Origin of the sequence: Acinetobacter sp. YH12117, from assembly GCF_013418865.1 — a bacterium.
Classification (GTDB): domain Bacteria; phylum Pseudomonadota; class Gammaproteobacteria; order Pseudomonadales; family Moraxellaceae; genus Acinetobacter; species Acinetobacter indicus.
Genome location: NZ_VPBF01000012.1, coordinates 56,212 through 73,144 on the forward strand (window position 1 = coordinate 56,212; position 16,933 = coordinate 73,144).

Sequence of the window (16,933 nt, forward strand, 5' to 3'; positions counted from 1 at the left end):
AAGCAGTTTTTATGCCAATTATGAGTTTTCTTGGTGCATTTAATTTTTCTTTTCAACATCAAGCTGATGATGATTGGGAACTGTCAATTTATAAGTATTTGAGATTCTTTGAACTCTATAATAAGGAATATTTTCTGCTTCACATATCATTTCCAATTTTTTTTCATCGGCTACCGAGATTTTTAAACCTCCGATAACACTACAAATTAAGTCATCGTATGGGAGCTTCTGAATAGATTCACTTGTATTTGGTCTGATGACTCTAAATTCTTTTTCATAACTCCACTCAGCTGCTTTAGATGTATAAATTTCAATTATTTTACCATTTGGATCTAACCTAGTTTCTCGATCAATTACTAGCATTTCATCCATATAGCTAACAGGAATCGGGAAAAAATTTAAATAGTTCAAACTCGGGTTAAGTAAATCGGTTTTTCTAAACTTAAATTCTGTTAAAAAACCTTTATGAAAGTCTGCATAATGAGACCACATTAGAATATTTAACGGATTATGATTCAAACAACATATCCCCATTAAACTATTAATATCCGCAAAATATGTTAGATCATTAATTGCTTGATTTTCTTTCTCTATACTTTCTTTTTCATAATGCATCGCTTCTTCATTCGAAATTTTTTGTTTGAAAAGCTCTAAAAATTTCTTTTGAATTTCCTCTACAGAATAATGGTAACTTTCATCAACTGCGTAAACACAATCAAAAGGGTCATTAAATTTATCGGGCTTAGTAAAGCTGATTGTTCCTTTCGTTAAAAGCTCTAATCGACTATCTGTTATAGGCTGGTGTTTATATAAATAAATATAGTCTTCATCTTGATATACAAAAGGATATTCAGAAATATTCAGCAAATTAACTCTCTCTTCTTTTTAAGTCCTAGATAAATTCGCTTGTATACCTTTTATACAGTTAATTCAAGAGTTAGCACCCTCATCCTCTTGCGGAATTATATTCCTCATCCCAAAGGGAGAAAGAACATAGCAGCAATTAAATTAATAACTTCTTTCCCTCTCCTTTTAGGAGAGGGTCAGGGAGAGGTCAATTAAAATAAAAAATACCGCTGTGCCATCGGCAACACTTCCGCAGGTTCACACGTCAGTAATTTCCCATCCGCCCGAACCTCATAAATTTCAGGATCAACTTCCATCACAGGGCAGTAAGTATTCAGCTTCATATCTTTCTTCTGAATATCCCGTGTGCCTTTACATGGGCTAATCAACTTTTTCAGCCCTAGCTTTTCATGCACACTCGCATCAATCGCCACTTGCGACAAAAACGTAATACAGGTGTTATGCACACCACGGGCATTGGCACCAAACATCGGACGATAATGCACTGGCTGCGGTGTTGGAATTGACGCATTAATATCGCCCATTGGCGCTGCCGCAATCATCCCGCCTTTAATAATCATCGATGGTTTTACACCAAAAAATGCGGGCTTCCACAACACTAAATCGGCCAGTTTACCGACTTCCACCGAGCCAATTTCATGACTTAAACCATGGGTAATCGCAGGGTTAATCGTATATTTGGCGATATAACGCTTCACACGATGATTGTCATGCGTGGCATTGTCACCCTCTAAAGGTCCACGCTGCACTTTCATTTTATGTGCGGTTTGCCATGTGCGTATCACCACTTCTCCAACACGCCCCATCGCTTGCGAATCCGATGACATCATGGCAATTGCGCCTAAGTCTTGCAAAATATCTTCCGCAGCAATGGTTTCACGGCGAATACGACTTTCCGCAAACGCCACATCTTCCGAAATTGCAGGATCTAAATGGTGACAGACCATCAACATATCCAGATGTTCATCAATGGTGTTGATGGTATAAGGACGGGTTGGATTGGTCGACGATGGCAACACATTTGGCTGACCAATGGCTCTTAAAATATCAGGCGCATGTCCACCACCGGCACCTTCGGTATGATAAGTGTGAATGGTACGGTTTTTAAATGCCGCCAACGTTTCTTCCAAGAAACCACTTTCATTTAAAGTGTCGGTATGAATTGCGACTTGCACGTCAAATTCATCTGCCACAGTCAAACAGTTATCAATCGCTGCAGGTGTCGAGCCCCAATCTTCATGCAGTTTTAAACCCACTACACCTGCACGAATTTGCTCGGCAATCGGTTCAGGCTGACTGAGGTTACCTTTACCCAATAAACCAATATTCATGGGTAAATCGTCAATGGCTTGCAGCATGGTGGAAATATGCCAAGGACCCGGAGTCACCGTCGTTGCCGATGTGCCTGCTGCAGGACCTGTACCGCCACCAATCATGGTGGTGACGCCTGACATGAGTGCAGTTTCCACTTGTTGTGGGCAAATCCAATGAATATGGGTATCCACACCACCTGCTGTTAAAATTTGTCCTTCACCTGCAATCACTTCAGTAGCAGCACCAAGTGGAATGGTAATATCCGGCTGAATATCAGGGTTGCCGGCTTTACCAATTTTCCAGATACGGCCGTTCTTTAAACCGACATCAGCTTTAACAATGCCCCACCAATCTACAATTAAAGCATTGGTAATGACGGTATCGGCAACGTCATCAGCCAAAAGTTGTGACTGCCCCATTCCATCACGAATGACTTTACCACCACCAAATTTAACTTCTTCACCATAAGTGGTGAGGTCTTGTTCCACTTCAATAAACAGTTCGGTATCGGCCAAACGAACCCGATCGCCTACCGTTGGACCAAACATTTCCGCATAGGCACGGCGTGACATTTTCATTTTAATTTTTCCTTAATCCAATGGACCCATGACACGACCGGCAAAGCCATAGACTTCGCGTTTACCGGCTAAAGCCACCAGTTCAATATCCCGGCTTTGACCCGGCTCAAAACGTACCGCTGTGCCTGCGGCAATATTTAAACGAAAACCTCGTGCCGCTTCACGGTCAAACTGCAAGGCATCATTGGCCTCATAAAAATGAAAATGTGAACCGACCTGAATCGGACGGTCACCGGCATTTGCCACGGTCATTTTTAAGGTCTGACGCCCCACATTCATTTCAATATCTAAATCAGGGGTAATCACTTCTCCAGGTATCATGTTTGACTCCTAGACAATCGGTTGATGCACAGTGACGAGTTTTGAGCCATCTGGAAAAGTCGCTTCAACCTGAACTTCGGCAATCATTTCCGGTATACCTTCCATCACATCTTCACGTTTTAATAACGTGGTACCGTAATGCATCAGCTCACTCACGCTCATACCATCACGCGCGCCTTCTAACAACGCGGCAGAAATATAAGCAATCGCCTCGGGATAGTTCAGTTTTAGCCCACGTGCTTTACGACGTTCGGCCACCAAGCCCGCAGTAAAAATCAGCATTTTGTCTTTTTCAGTGGGATTGAGTTCCATATCTCGTTCCTAAATTTGTTCTAAAGGATGTAATGCAAAATGTGTGCTCAAAAAATTAAATTCCCTCTCCTTTCAGGAGAGGGTTAGGGAGAGGTAATAAACCCAATGTATTAGCCCTCCCTCTAACTCCCTCCCATAGGGAGGGAGAATGGTCTTTATGTCCGCCAAATCCTCGGAAACTCTTCATCTAAATCAAACCAGTCACGGCGCAGCTTGGCACGTATCGCAGCAAAGGCATCATGACACTGGCGTACGTCATCACCCAGATAACGTGCTGTCACCACATCATCCAGCAGGGTTAACGTCACCTTAATATCCATGCGCATAATCAGCTCACGGATTTGATCAATCTGCTGATCTAAATAGAATTTTGAGCGGAATTTTTCTGGCGGCACTGCCCAGAAGCTAGCCATGACTGCATGACCGTTCACTCCCAAACAGGAGCTGAGCCAGCGGTCATTGCCACTAAAACTCAAACGGTCAGTGACCAGTAATTTATTGTTCCGGTACAGCTGAAATCGATTTTGATAACTGCCCTCGATAAATGTTTCATGGCGCGCCTGACGGCCCAGTACCAACATATCCCAACCAATAAAACTGGCGGCATCCTCCAAAATAACTCTGGTTTCAGAATTGGCATGTGCACCATTAAAGAGCATGGTTTCTTGTGGTAGCCATTCAAAAATAGAGGCATCTTTAACTGTAATATCAATATGTTGGAAAGCCTGTTTTTGATTGGTCTTGTACCATTTTCCTGCACCCGGCGTGGTCACCAAGGCATGTGCGGCCTGCTCTGCCGACATCTGAAAGGTTAAATGATCACCCCCGGCAATGCCTGCCGGTGGATGCACAATAATGGCGTGGCACACTCCGGTTTTTTCTGGCCACAGCATTTTTTGCACCCGAACAGGACCATGATGTTTACGATGCTCCAATACGGTGCGATTTTCTGCGCCTTTAAAGCCAAGTTCGAGCTGTGCAAACCAATATTGCACCGCAGGCTTCACTTCTGTTGCCACCAGCTGATTCATTTTGCTCAATTCGTATCTTTGTTAAGTCTATGCCCTGGCATTAAGCAATAACTGCACCAATTTCTATCGGCGCAGATTTCGCTTTGGCTGGCTGCCATTTCTTGCTATGGTGCATCTGCATAGGGAATGAGGATGTGAGCAATATGCAAATTCGTGATCAAATTGTTTTAGTGACTGGCGGCGCACGCGGTTTAGGCCTGGCCATTACCCGAACCTTATTGGCGGAAGGGGCGCGTGTAGTGGTAAATTATTTAAACAGTGCCGCTGCTGCCGAGCAGCTGGTGCAACAGTATCCAGAGCAGGTCTTTGCCTATCAGGCCGATGTCACTGACAAAGCCCAGGTGCAGGCTCTCTTTGCCGCAGCCAAGGCGCGTTTTGGTCAGGCCATTCATAGTGTCATCAACAATGCCTTAATCAACTTTGAGTTTAATGGTGATGCCCGTCCCAAAGTTGAAGACCTGACGCCGGCCATCATGCAGCAACAGTTTGATGGTGCAGTTGTGGCTGCCCTCAATACCACCCAAGCAGCGCTTGAGGATATGAAAACTGCCGGATTTGGCCGTATTGTGAATATTGGTACCAACCTCGTGCAGAATCCGGTGGTGCCTTATCATGACTACACCACCGCCAAAGCCGCACTGTTGGCCTTTACCCGTACTGCAGCGCATGATCTGGGCCAATATGGTATTAACGTGAATATGTTGTCTGGCGGTCTGCTCCAAACCACCGATGCCAGCAAAGCCACGCCAGATGCGGTATTTGATTTAATTGCTGCCTCGACGCCACTACGCCGCGTTACCACCCCAGAAGAATTTGCCGCAGCTATTATGATGTTCCTGTCACCGTATTCGCGTGCAGTCACCGGGCAAAACCTGATTGTTGATGGCGGTCTGGTCAAAGGTTAACTGCAGTTTTGTGTGACTTTTATCACAATAAACTAATTTTTAAGCAGTTAAACCGGTTTGTCATGCTAGAGGTGGGCTGAATTCGCTAGACTATGGTCCATCCTCTCTTCACTATTTTGCTAACATGAAACCCCTGTTTGCTTTGGCCTGCTGTACCCTGCTGAGCGCCTGTATGTTCGGTAACTCCCAAGAATTAAAACGCGCTGAACAATTGCTGGCGCAATTTGAATGCCACAATATTGAAACAACGCTGATGACCCATAGTGCTATTAACAGCTATCACGAACATGCACTGGTTGCCGCCCGGCAAAAAGCCAGTCGTTATGTCGAGCAATATCGGGAAGGTGAACAGCAATCCAGCCTGGCGGTGGATGAAATTGTGCAGCAGCAATATCATCTTTATACTGCTGCCTGCCAATCATTGGGCGGAATTTTTCCCAAAGCAGAACAGCCTTAAATCAAAATCAGATATTTAGAAGTTTGATCACACAAAACAGCCGATCAATCAGAGAGAAGCTTCAACCTCTCGCATCTTGATGTACTGCTAATTTCGATATTGAAAGCATATAAATAAAAAGACAGGGTCGATGCCCTGTCTTCTGTTTTTTTAACAATGAGTGACTATTCAGCCGGTTCTGCATAGTAACGAGTATCGACACTAAACTGTTCCGGGAATTTGGCGGCAATGCTGGCATAAAACGCCATGATTTCTGCCATGTCTTTTTCCATATCTCCCGATGGATAGACAATTTTACCTACCCCACATTTTTTCTGGGCGTAGTCCATATAGGCCAGTGCAATCGGCACGCCAGCCGTTACCGCCACATGATAAAAACCGGTTTTCCACTGTTCCTGTTTGGCGCGTGTACCTTCTGGCGTAACCAGCATCACCAGCTTGGGATGCTGCTTGAACAAATCGCTCATCAGCTGCACCATGCTTGGACGCTGCTCACCGGCTGCCTTCGGACGACGGTCAATGCCAATTCCTCCCATCGCACGGACAAAGGGCCCGAACGGGAATTTCATATAACTGTCTTTAATGGTCAGGCGAACATTCACACCCAAGGCTTTAAGCGCCAAACGCGCATATAGTGCATCCCAGTTACTGGTATGCGGCGCGGCAATCATTACACACTGGTCCAAATCCAGCGGCCAGTGATTGTCAATTTCCCAGCCCATCAACCCCAAGCTCTGTTCTGCCAACTTCTCAAACACAAGCACAATCCACACAATAAAAATTGCGCGAAGTTTAACAACTCAACAGATTTAAAAAAGAGCAAATTGCTGAATATTTAAGCAATTAATATATAAATGTATAAAATTAGCCAAACCGTCAATCGCCATTCCTGCCAATCTTTCATTTTTTTCGTGGATAAACCGGATGCGAAGAACTGAAAATAAATACTCACAGAAACCCAACAGGGCAATTTTTACAATCAGGCTATGCTGACCCTATCTGTCCTGTCAGGAGATTGATCGGTGAAAATAAAAATTCTGAGCCTTGCCTTCACGGCGCTGTTACTGGCCGCCTGTGATAACAATAAAACCCCTGAAACCGCCCGCGATGCAGAAACCACCTCGCCTGCCGCAGCCACTGACATGAGCGCCAATGATACAGCCGCCACCGCACTGGACTGGCCGGGAGAATATAAAGGGGTCTTGCCGTGTAGCGACTGCCAGGGCATTGAAACCGAGCTTGAGCTAAAAATGGATAAAACCTATGAGCTGAGTGAAGAATTCCTGGGCCGTGCCAATGGTCAGGAGTCCAAAATTACCGGTACGTTTGAATTTGACCCGAATGATCCTGCCGTTATTATTCTGGATCAGGCTGCCAATAACCGTAAATTCTTTGTCGGTGAAAACTTTATTGAAGCGCGTGATGTCAATAATGGCGACAATATTGGTGCCAGCCAGAATTATCGTCTGCAAAAAGATCTGCAATAAAGCACAAGATCTAGCACTGCTAAAAGTCACCGCTTTGGTGACTTTTCTTGTTTCAAAACGGTTTTTTGCCCGCGATAAAATTTGCTACAAAACAGCGGCTCAATTTAGCCCTCTGCTCTAGGCGAATATGCCCGAAAAGTTTATGTTTAATACCTTATCCAAAGATTGATCTGTTGCCATGTTATCTCGTCCTCTTCTTGCAATTAGCACCTTGTCTTTGTGTTTAAGTGGTTGCGGTGGGCAAGCTGAAAAAAGCAGTACCATGAGCAATGCCCAGGCCCAAACTGAAACCCAACCGCAAGACAGCTTGATGCCTGCTGCTGAAACGCCGGCACCACAGCCGGAGCTGCTGACCGGTCACTACAAGGCCATCCTTGACTGTGATGATTGCCAGCAGCGTATTCTTGAGTTAAAGATTCATCCGGATCAGAGCTACAGCCTGCAAGATACCCGTATCTATGCTCGCCGTCAGCGTAGCCAGAATACAGAAGGTCAGGTCAGCTATACCAATGAACAGATTGCCCAATTAATCAGTACTGATCCGCAGATTCAACAGTTACAGCCTACAGCGAACGGGTTGGAACTTGTAGATGCCTCATCCAAACAGCCAGCGCTAAAACTGGAACGTGTTGCGACCATTGAAGTCAGCAATGCGCTGAAACATGCCGATATTCAGGCCGAACATATTGATAGCTTAAGCTTTCGCGATATTACCGATACGGTTAAAGCGCATGACTACTATATGCGTATTCATAACCAGTCAGATCAGCCGCTAAAACTGAAAGTCAGTGATATTATTCTGGTCGATCAAAACTATCAGGAATATAACGCGCTGGTTGATGAAAGCTTTTTAGAACCTATTCCGGCCCAGCAAACCCGCTACAATAAAATCAGCTTTAATTATCCGGACAATGCGGTGGCGGACTATATTAAGGTGAAATAGCTTTTCTTTTTTCTTTCATTTTCTATTCTGCCGTTTCTTTTTATCTTGCTGTACTGATCTTCTTTTTTCTTTCTTATTTATTCTTTTTATTCAAGCATAAAAAAACCCTGCAGATGCAGGGTTTTTTGTAAACCGTCTAACGATTAGCCGTTGAACTGGTTCATTGTGTTTTTCGCATCGTCACCCGCTTTAAGCGCGTTGTCACCAGCGAAGATTTCTTTGTGGTCATCACCGATATCAGAACCCGCCATTGCTTGGTGTTTCACACAAGCGATACCGCCACGGATTTCTTTACGTTGTACGCCAGCAACATAAGCCAACATACCTTCAGAACCGAAGTAACCTTGAGCAAGCTCGTGAGTAGACAGAGCAGCTGTGTGGTAAGTCGGAAGTGTGATTAAGTGATGGAATACACCCGCTTCACGAGAAGCATCTGCTTGGAATGTACGTACTTTTTCGTCAGCTTCAGCAGCTAATTCAGTGTTGTCGTACTCAGCACTCATTAACTTAGCACGGTCGTATGCAGATACATCTTTACCTTCAGCAACCCAACGGTCGTACGCTTGTTGACGGAAGTTTAAAGTCCAGTTGAACGATGGAGAGTTGTTATAAACAAGCTTCGCATTTGGCACAACTTCACGTACACGGTTCACCATGTGAGCGATTTCTTCAACGTTAGGCGTTGCAGTTTCGATCCAAAGCAGGTCAGCACCGTTTTGTAAGCTGGTTACACAGTCAAGTACAACGCGGTCAATTTGAGTGCCTTCACGGAACTGGTACAGGCCAGATGCTAAACGCTTAGGACGGTGTAATTTACCATCACGCTTGATCAGGATTTCGTCTTCTTTCGCTTCAGAGATGTCAATTTCTTGAGTGTCTAAGTAGCTGATGTATTGAGAAGCGATGTCGCCTGGCTCTTTAACCACTGGGATTTTTTGAGTCAAGTCAGCGCCTTCAGAGTCAGTACGTGCAACGATGATACCGTCGTCAAGACCCATTTCTAAGAATGCATAGCGAAGCGCGTGGATTTTCGCGATGAAGTCTTCGTGTGGAACAGTTACTTTACCCGCTTGGTGACCACATTGTTTCGCATCAGAAACCTGGTTTTCGATTTGCAGTGCACAAGCACCCGCTTCGATCATTTTCTTCGCAAGTAAGTAAGTTGCTTCTTCGTTACCGAAACCAGCGTCGATGTCGGCAATAATTGGCACAACGTGAGTTTCAAAGTTGTCGATTTGAGCAGTGATTTCAGCTGCTTTAGCAGTGTCACCCGCGTCTTGCGCTTTTTTCAGTGCACGGAACAAATCGTTTAATTCTTTCGCGTCAGCTTGACGTAAGAAAGTGTAGATTTCTTCGATCAATGCAGGAACAGAAGTTTTCTCGTGCATAGATTGGTCAGGAAGTGGACCGAATTCTGAACGAAGTGCAGCAACCATCCAGCCAGACAGGTAGATATAACGCTTAGAGGTTGTACCGAAGTATTTTTTGTTCGCAATCATTTTTTGTTGCGCAACAAAACCGTGCCAGCAACCTAATGATTGAGTATACTTGCTGCTGTCTGCATCGTATTCAGCCATATCACGACGCATAATCGCAGCTGTATATTTAGCAATGTCTAAACCAGTTTTGAAACGGTTTTGCATCTGCATACGCGCAGCATCTTCAGGACTGATGTCTGCCCAAGTGTTACCGAATTTCGCTTTCAATTCGCGGATTGCATCAATCGCTGTTTGGTATGTAGTCATGATATTTTCCTGTATTAATTTTAGGATTTTCTCCAACGAAATGACTAAAATCATACCTCTAGATGTGTTCAGATTTAGAGCACTTCGTCGTGTTGAGTACAGATTAGAGTGAGTTAGAAAATTAATCCAATATCCTCAAAGAATCTTCACTATTTATTTAAAAAATATGTAGATCAAAGTCGTATCCGAAAATTTATATTACAAAATAAATATTTGATTTTTATTAAATAAATTTTATTTTACAATTCAAACAACCGATTAAAAAACGCACCATTTGCTTTTTTTATATTCATTATACTTAAGTCGGGTACGGCTTTTTCCGTACAAAATCAAGGCAATATCCGGCTTATTTTTAGAGGGGTAGACCTAACCCGACAGTGAATAGAATAAGACCATGCTTGTGTTGAGTCGCTCAACTCAACCATTTCTGCAGGTGGATGCGATGAGGTTTGGATCAACCCGACACGCGCTGATTTAAGCCGCTTAAACCCCGCGCGAATTGGGGCGAAAAACTCGGTAAATATGCAGGAATTGATCCGATCAGGGAACAGGCTTTTTCGGTAATTGTTCTACCCAAGCCTTCAGGCTTATGGCATAATCCAAATAATTTCTTGGGTTTATTTTCGGTATTTTTTTTATGAATCTGGAGCGGGTCGATCTTAATCTCCTCATTTATCTTGACGTACTTCTACGTGAAAAAAATGTCACGCGTGCTGCAGAACAACTTGGGGTAACCCAGCCTGCGATGAGTAACATTTTACGTCGTTTACGAAATTTATTTAATGATCCCCTGCTCATCCGCTCATCTGAAGGGATGACTCCGACTGAACGCGCACTGGAATTACAACCGCGTATTCGGGATGCCCTGTCCGATTTATCCATGATTCTGGAACCCCGTACCGAGTTCCGCCCGTATACCTCCAATCGCGTATTCCGGATTATGACTTCAGATTATGCTGAAGCTACCCTAGTGCCGCGTCTGGTTAAAGCCTTGCGTTCTGAAGCGCCGAATGTGGTGCTCGACTTTCTGACCCCAAGTGATGTGTCCTATCGTGACATGGAACAAGGCAAGGTAGACCTAGCCATCAACCGCTTTAATGAAATTCCGCAAAGTTTCCACCAGGTACTGGTCTGGCGTGACAGTTTTTCCTGTCTACTCAATCAGAAACACCCGGCGGCCAGCAACCTGAACCTAAAAAGCTATTTAGATGCACAGCATATCTGGGTTTCTAAAACTGGCATGGGCGTCGGCTTTGGTGTCAATCCGGAAAAACAGGCCGGATTAGGCTGGATTGATCAGGCGCTGGAGCGAATTGGTCAAAAACGCAAGATTTCAGTCTTTACCCGTCATTATCAGATGCCGGCCTTATTGGCATCCAATGTGGATCTGGTGGCTACCTTACCGACCCGAATTGCTCGTTTACAGGCCAAAAGCCAGAATCTGCTGATTAAAGACCCGCCGTTTTATATTCCGGAATTTGAATTGAAGATGGCCTGGTGTCCGTTACTGCATCATCATCCGGCGCATCGCTGGTTACGTCAGCTGATTCTGTATGTGGCCCGTCAAATGATTGAAGAAGAAAACCGTGAGTTTTTAATGAATAACTCACAATTTTCTCAATTTTGACAAAAAACGCTCATAAATCTCTCTTTTTAAAGCTTATACTCTAGAGACTTGAGTTGCTTTATTTGTACCTCAAGTCTTTTTTTGTGTTAAAAATATTTTTAGCTAGATCATATTAATCCACAGGTGGATTCGTGAGCCTCTTTCAAAACATCGTGATTATCTTATTACTCATCGCGGGGGCCGGTTTTTTATCATTAACAGAAATCGCGCTTGCAGGTGCCCGTAAGGTCAAATTGAAAATTTTGGCTGAATCGGGAGATATTCGCGCTCAAAAAGTTTTAGATTTACAAGAAAACTCTGCTGACTTTTTTGCAGCTTCCCAAATCGGCTTAAACGCCGTTGCCATTTTAGGCGGTATTTTAGGTGAAGGCGCCTTCCGCCCTTATATCATCAATTTACTTTCCAGATTTTATCAAGGTCCCTGGACTGAAACGATTGCGTTCAGCCTGTCCTTCACTGCAGTTACTTCATTATTTATTCTGTTTGCGGACTTGATGCCGAAACGTCTGGCCATGATCGCTCCAGAAAAAATTTCTGTCTCGGTGATTAATCCAATTCAGGTATTTATCAAAATCTGTAAACCACTGGCCTGGTTCATCAATGCCATTGCGAACCTGTTGTTCCGCTTATTTAAAGTGAATACCATCCGAGATGATAATATTACCTTTGCGGATATTTCTGCGGTAATGGATGCGGGCGCTCAGGCAGGGGTGTTGCAAAAACAGGAACACCACTTTATTGAAAACGTGTTTGAACTTGAAGAACGTAATGTCCCTTCCAGTATGACCACACGTGAAAATGTGGTGTTCTTTACCCTGACTGAAGCTGAAGACAGTATTCGTCAAAAACTGGCGCAATATCCTTATTCCAAATTTCTGGTCTGCAATGAAAATATCGACCAGGTAATTGGCTATGTCGATGCCAAAGACATTCTGGTCCGTATTCTCAACAACCAGAAAATCAATCAGCTAAATGAATCCACAATTCGTAATGTGTTGATGATTCCCGACACCCTGACGTTATCTGAACTTCTGGACCGCTTCCGTTCGAGCAAAGAAAAGTTTGCAGTGGTCATTAACGAATATGCACTTGTCGTGGGTGTGATTACCCTGTCTGACATCATGATTACCGTAATGGGTGACTGGGTAACCCCTATTGAAGAAGAACAGCAGATTATTAAACGTGATAATAATTCATGGCTGATTGATGGCAGTACTCCAATTGAAGACATGAAACATGCGCTTGAAATTGAAGAGATGCCCGATGAAGAAAACTATGAAACCTTAGCCGGTTTTATGATGTATCAACTGCGCAAGATTCCGCGTCCAGCCGATACCGTGTTATATGGCGGTTATAAATTTGAAGTGGTCGATGTCGATCATTTTAAAATTGACCAGCTGTTGGTGACACGTTTACTGGAAAATAACCAACCGCCGGAACAGGAATAATCTATCTTTCTCTAATCAAGAGCGATAAAAAAACCTTCTAGACTCTAGAAGGTTTTTTTCATGCAGCAATTCACTTAAAACTGACGCAGCAATTCATCCAGCACCGCCTGATAGTGAATGGCAATATCATCTTCCAGAATTTTATAGGCGCTGTCGAACTGCACCATTGGCCAGCCTTCTTTCCAGAACGGGAAAATATTGTGCAGGTCATGAGTCACAATCGCATCTTCACGGACAATGGCTTGTGCAATTTGTGCCAGCACCTGGGCGGTTTCTGCGCCATCAATGGCCAGATAATCAATCTGACGGGCTTTTAAAATACGAATCCGGTCTTTTTTATAGCGGATTTTTTTGGCTTGTGCTTCATTCAAGCTCAATACCAGCGTCACCGCTTCAACAAATTTTTCCTCAAAAGATTGATGCAATGCCACCAAGGCCTGTTTATGCGCTTCCTGACGTCCCACTTTTCCGCCTTTGCGGATAATCTCTTTGGCTTCGCTATTGAGCACATCATTCTTCATACTCTGAAGGATGTCTATAATTTCAATATCGCTTAAAGATTCAGGAGACTGGTCAATCATGAAATAGCCTTGGGCAAAAAGTAAAACGCTATTTTCGCATAATTTCGCTTAAAGCTCGACAGATTCCGTAGCAATTATGACAGGAATAAGGGGGCCAATTTTAATGGTCATCAAAACTCAAATGTACACCCACAACACGAATTAATGCAGATAATGGCTAAGGCTCTGCTCCAGCTCGGTTTGTAAATGCAGCGGCGCTACAATTTTGACATAGGGAATCCAGTAGCGCACCAGCGGATAAAGCTGAATATGATGGCGAATCTGGCAGGAAATCAGCAGGCTGCCACACGGCTTTTCTTCCAGGATCTGCTGCTTTGGAAACAGCCGGCGCTGTTTAAAATACAGCGCGGCATCTGCCGCAACCGATAAATGTACTTCCTGCTGTTCATGACCAAACCAGATACCTTCTTCATCTTCCAGCTGTTGCAGAATAGCCGGATCATGCTCAAACGGGTCCAGTTCATAGCTGAGTTCAATCTGCTCAATCAGGCTCAGGCGATACACTTTTAAGGTATCCGAATGCACCGCAGCCAGATACCAGTTACCATGATGATGAATCAGGCGATAAGGCTGCACCCGACGGGACTTGTTTTTATAGACAAAGCCAATGTACTGACGCTGCTGAATGGCTTGGGTCAGGGTTTTAAAATGTTCGGCATATTGGCTACTGTCTTCATAATCATAACCTTTGGCGGAAAACACCAGATTGGCACGATGATCCATCAGCTCACGTAGGAACGAAATATCCAGCGAGGGATAAAGATCGCTAATGCCCGACAACTGGGCAAAGTTCTGGATATCCTGAAGTTTAAACCGTCCCAAATAGGAAGCATCAAGATAGTATTTTTTGCTGCTTTTGTCCTGCAATAAAGGTAGATAGGCATTCAGCCGATCAAAGTCACGTTCAATGGTGCGGGTGCTGACTTTAAATTCCTGGGCCAGTTCCGGAATACTCAGCTGATGCCCTACATTGAGTTTGGTTAAAATACTGACCAGCCGTTCAGCCAGTCGTTCATGTGTTGAAGTAACACACTTCATGATACCCTCATGGTGCTGTTTTAAGGCACTGTTTTTTCTATCAATTAAACAACCGTAAATTAAAATTTATTAAATAAAAATCATATAAATAATTAGACCAAAACTTTAAATACATTTACGTTAAAAGTAAATCAAAATACGTATCACAAGGCTGCATTCAGCTTAGACTTAAGGCTTATTCTGATCCAGGCGATCCACATAACGCTCTAAATGCAGCATGGCACTATACACCCGGTGGATATCTGCCAGACCTATTTTTTGACGGATAATAGCCCGATGAATGCGCCTTAAAGCACGTATATTCTGGGTGGTGGTATATGCTGTAGATGAAATTCTCATGATTCTGCCCTCTGTCTCTTCATTGAAATATCCAGTTTATTTTTATGATGTCTGTTTCGGATGTGGGCTAATGTACAACACAGTTTCGACAGGTTGTGTCAAATACATCACATATATTTTAATTTTTAGTAAAGCTTGTACAGTTTAAGTAATAAACATCAATGTACTAACTTGAGATGAGCATAAAAAAGACCGGCAATAGCCGGTCTTTTTTAGGTGCAGAATTAAATAATTTCTACCACAACCTTGCCAATATGATCACCGGTATCCATGGCCGCATGCGCTTCCTGGATCTGATCAAATTTAAAGGTTTTAAAAATCATCGGCAGACATTCACCTTTGCTCAATAATGGCCACACTGTGTCTTGCAAGCCTTGGGCAATTTCGGCTTTTTCTGCGGTGTTACGCGCACGCATGGTTGAACCGGTAATGGTCAGGCGCTTCATCATAATCGGGCCAAGTTTCACATCTTTGGCTTTGGCACCGCCCAAGAACGCGATATAAACCAGACGACCATCACGGCGTAACAGGTTCAGGTTACGTTCCAGATAAGGTGCACCAACGATATCTAAAATAACATCGACGCCGCCGTTGTCGGTCTGTTCATTAATCACCTGCTCAAAATCTTGCGTCTTGTAGTTAATGGCGGTGGTCAGGTGTGAAATAGCTGCAACTTTTTCATCTGAACCCACAGTGGCAAAGGTTTTCATGCCCAGCGCATTGCATAACATTAGCGCTGTGGTACCAATACCGCTGCTGCCTCCATGTACCAGTACTGTTTCGCCAGCCTTGGCTTGTCCCATCTGGAACACATTGGCCCATACGGTAAAGAAGGTTTCTGGAATAGCCGCAGCTTGTACAAAACTCAAGCCTTCAGGAATGGTCAGGGTCTGGCTTTCCGGAACCACGCAGTATTCTGCATAGCCACCGCCATTGGTCAGGCCACAAACTTTATCGCCGACTTTAAATTTACTGACCTCTTCGCCTACCGCTACCACTTCACCTGCCACTTCCAGCCCCGGCACAGGCGTCACCCCTTTCGGCATTGGATAAAGGCCTTGGCGCTGCAAGATATCCGGGCGGTTTAAACCAAAGGCATGAACCTTAACCAGCACATCATTGGCTGCCGGTGTCGGAATAACCACACTTTCATAGGCCAGTTTTTCCGGGCCGCCTGGTTCTGTAATAATGACCTGCTGCATCGTCGCTTGTGACATGGATTTTCCTTAATTGTTCAGTGCAAGTTTTCTGTGCTCTATTTGAACATAGATAAATGACGGAATGAAGCCAAGCCGGACTTATGTATAATGAGATGTATATTTCGCAGATTGATAACTCAGGTGAGCCATGACCCAAGTCATCGACTATAACGAAAATAATTACAGTGAATTTGAATGGTTTGATGGCTTTGCCGTGATCCGCTTTTATGCAGACTGGTGTGCACCCTGCGTACAGAATTTTCCGGTGTTTGCCGAACTGGCCGGCTATTATGCCCACCATCAGCCAGAGATTAAATTTGGCACGATCAATGTCGATCAATCCCCCATTCTCACCCTGCGTTATCATGTTTATGGATTACCTTCGACCCTGATTTTCAAGCAGGGACAGATCATCCACAGAATTGCTGGCGTCAAAAGTCTGACAGAGATGAAATCTATTCTGGCCTTAATCCTCAATGATTCTTATGAATGATTATCCATATAAAACTAAATCCAACAAAATATTTCCTTTAGCTCGCTATCTAAAATAACCTGAATCGCGGATAAGAAATTGACTTGAAAAATAAGAGGACTAGAGCCATCAGTTGAGTTATCACACCAAACTCACAACTCTAGTCCTGATGTTCAATAGTACCGAATTATTCTGCGTAATTGATGATTTTTTTCTTAAATTTGAATCAACTTATTGGGAGTTTCTCAAACAAAACTGTGGTTCCTTAA

At 43.9% G+C, this 16,933-nt stretch carries 18 protein-coding genes and 1 pseudogene; 8 read left to right on the forward strand and 11 right to left on the reverse strand.

What is annotated here, in order from left to right; all coding sequences use genetic code 11:
* Positions 1 to 39 precede the first annotated feature (39 nt).
* The 5 genes from FTU55_RS06375 to FTU55_RS06395 form a co-directional block, all read right to left on the reverse strand.
* On the reverse strand, positions 40 to 867 hold the full coding sequence (locus tag FTU55_RS06375; RefSeq protein ID WP_168370108.1) for a DUF2971 domain-containing protein: 828 nt from the start codon (positions 865 to 867) through the stop codon (positions 40 to 42).
* Between the two features lie 191 nt (positions 868 to 1,058).
* Positions 1,059 to 2,759 carry an urease subunit alpha gene (ureC, locus tag FTU55_RS06380; protein ID WP_168384311.1) on the reverse strand — a complete coding sequence of 567 codons (1,701 nt, stop codon included), beginning with the start codon at positions 2,757 to 2,759 and terminating at the stop codon, positions 1,059 to 1,061.
* A gap of 12 nt (positions 2,760 to 2,771) precedes the next feature.
* On the reverse strand, positions 2,772 to 3,080 hold the full coding sequence (locus tag FTU55_RS06385; RefSeq protein ID WP_127800928.1) for an urease subunit beta: 309 nt from the start codon (positions 3,078 to 3,080) through the stop codon (positions 2,772 to 2,774).
* A 9-nt stretch (positions 3,081 to 3,089) separates the two neighbouring features.
* A complete protein-coding gene (ureA, locus tag FTU55_RS06390) occupies positions 3,090 to 3,392 on the reverse strand; it encodes an urease subunit gamma (protein WP_005179314.1) in 303 nt (100 codons plus the stop codon).
* Between the two features lie 155 nt (positions 3,393 to 3,547).
* On the reverse strand, positions 3,548 to 4,423 hold the full coding sequence (locus FTU55_RS06395) for an urease accessory protein UreD (protein ID WP_168407401.1): 876 nt from the start codon (positions 4,421 to 4,423) through the stop codon (positions 3,548 to 3,550).
* Between the two features lie 143 nt (positions 4,424 to 4,566).
* Here FTU55_RS06395 and FTU55_RS06400 point away from each other — a divergent pair, with 143 nt between their 5' ends.
* A complete protein-coding gene (locus FTU55_RS06400) occupies positions 4,567 to 5,328 on the forward strand; it encodes a 3-oxoacyl-ACP reductase (protein ID WP_016659275.1) in 762 nt (253 codons plus the stop codon).
* A 124-nt stretch (positions 5,329 to 5,452) separates the two neighbouring features.
* Positions 5,453 to 5,785: a hypothetical protein gene (locus FTU55_RS06405; protein WP_127800581.1), complete on the forward strand. Its 333-nt coding sequence runs from the start codon at positions 5,453 to 5,455 to the stop codon at positions 5,783 to 5,785.
* A gap of 164 nt (positions 5,786 to 5,949) precedes the next feature.
* Here the strand turns inward: FTU55_RS06405 and FTU55_RS06410 are convergent, their stop codons facing one another.
* Complete coding sequence (locus FTU55_RS06410) at positions 5,950 to 6,543, reverse strand: 1-acyl-sn-glycerol-3-phosphate acyltransferase (protein ID WP_127800579.1); 594 nt, start codon at positions 6,541 to 6,543, stop codon at positions 5,950 to 5,952.
* 264 nt (positions 6,544 to 6,807) lie between these two features.
* Here FTU55_RS06410 and FTU55_RS06415 point away from each other — a divergent pair, with 264 nt between their 5' ends.
* Together FTU55_RS06415 and FTU55_RS06420 are read left to right on the forward strand one after the other, a co-directional pair.
* Complete coding sequence (locus FTU55_RS06415; RefSeq protein ID WP_168384308.1) at positions 6,808 to 7,272, forward strand: copper resistance protein NlpE; 465 nt, start codon at positions 6,808 to 6,810, stop codon at positions 7,270 to 7,272.
* Between the two features lie 178 nt (positions 7,273 to 7,450).
* Positions 7,451 to 8,215 (forward strand): copper resistance protein NlpE N-terminal domain-containing protein, encoded by a 765-nt coding sequence (locus FTU55_RS06420; RefSeq protein ID WP_180046533.1) that lies wholly within the window; start codon positions 7,451 to 7,453, stop codon positions 8,213 to 8,215.
* Positions 8,216 to 8,358: 143 nt separating this feature from the next.
* On the opposite strand, the gene FTU55_RS06425 is transcribed toward FTU55_RS06420, so the two are convergent.
* Complete coding sequence (locus FTU55_RS06425; RefSeq protein WP_005179327.1) at positions 8,359 to 9,960, reverse strand: isocitrate lyase; 1,602 nt, start codon at positions 9,958 to 9,960, stop codon at positions 8,359 to 8,361.
* Between the two features lie 637 nt (positions 9,961 to 10,597).
* Here FTU55_RS06425 and FTU55_RS06430 point away from each other — a divergent pair.
* Positions 10,598 to 11,587, forward strand: coding sequence for a LysR family transcriptional regulator (locus FTU55_RS06430; protein WP_075167072.1), 990 nt, complete (start codon positions 10,598 to 10,600; stop codon positions 11,585 to 11,587).
* A 131-nt stretch (positions 11,588 to 11,718) separates the two neighbouring features.
* A complete protein-coding gene (locus tag FTU55_RS06435; protein WP_180046535.1) occupies positions 11,719 to 13,035 on the forward strand; it encodes a hemolysin family protein in 1,317 nt (438 codons plus the stop codon).
* A 74-nt stretch (positions 13,036 to 13,109) separates the two neighbouring features.
* On the opposite strand, the gene FTU55_RS06440 is transcribed toward FTU55_RS06435, so the two are convergent.
* From FTU55_RS06440 to FTU55_RS06455, 4 genes are all read right to left on the reverse strand, one after another.
* Complete coding sequence (locus tag FTU55_RS06440; RefSeq protein WP_180046537.1) at positions 13,110 to 13,616, reverse strand: hypothetical protein; 507 nt, start codon at positions 13,614 to 13,616, stop codon at positions 13,110 to 13,112.
* Positions 13,617 to 13,757: 141 nt separating this feature from the next.
* Positions 13,758 to 14,654, reverse strand: a complete 897-nt coding sequence (locus FTU55_RS06445; RefSeq protein WP_163145582.1) for a YafY family protein — start codon at positions 14,652 to 14,654, stop codon at positions 13,758 to 13,760.
* Between the two features lie 168 nt (positions 14,655 to 14,822).
* Positions 14,823 to 14,993 carry a hypothetical protein gene (locus FTU55_RS06450; RefSeq protein ID WP_005179332.1) on the reverse strand — a complete coding sequence of 57 codons (171 nt, stop codon included), beginning with the start codon at positions 14,991 to 14,993 and terminating at the stop codon, positions 14,823 to 14,825.
* Between the two features lie 224 nt (positions 14,994 to 15,217).
* Complete coding sequence (locus tag FTU55_RS06455; protein WP_180046539.1) at positions 15,218 to 16,210, reverse strand: NAD(P)H-quinone oxidoreductase; 993 nt, start codon at positions 16,208 to 16,210, stop codon at positions 15,218 to 15,220.
* 130 nt (positions 16,211 to 16,340) lie between these two features.
* On the opposite strand from FTU55_RS06455, the gene FTU55_RS06460 reads away from it, so the two are divergent.
* Positions 16,341 to 16,685, forward strand: coding sequence for a co-chaperone YbbN (locus tag FTU55_RS06460; RefSeq protein WP_180046540.1), 345 nt, complete (start codon positions 16,341 to 16,343; stop codon positions 16,683 to 16,685).
* Positions 16,686 to 16,833: 148 nt separating this feature from the next.
* Positions 16,834 to 16,933: pseudogene (locus FTU55_RS06465) on the forward strand (IS982 family transposase); the annotation flags it as partial.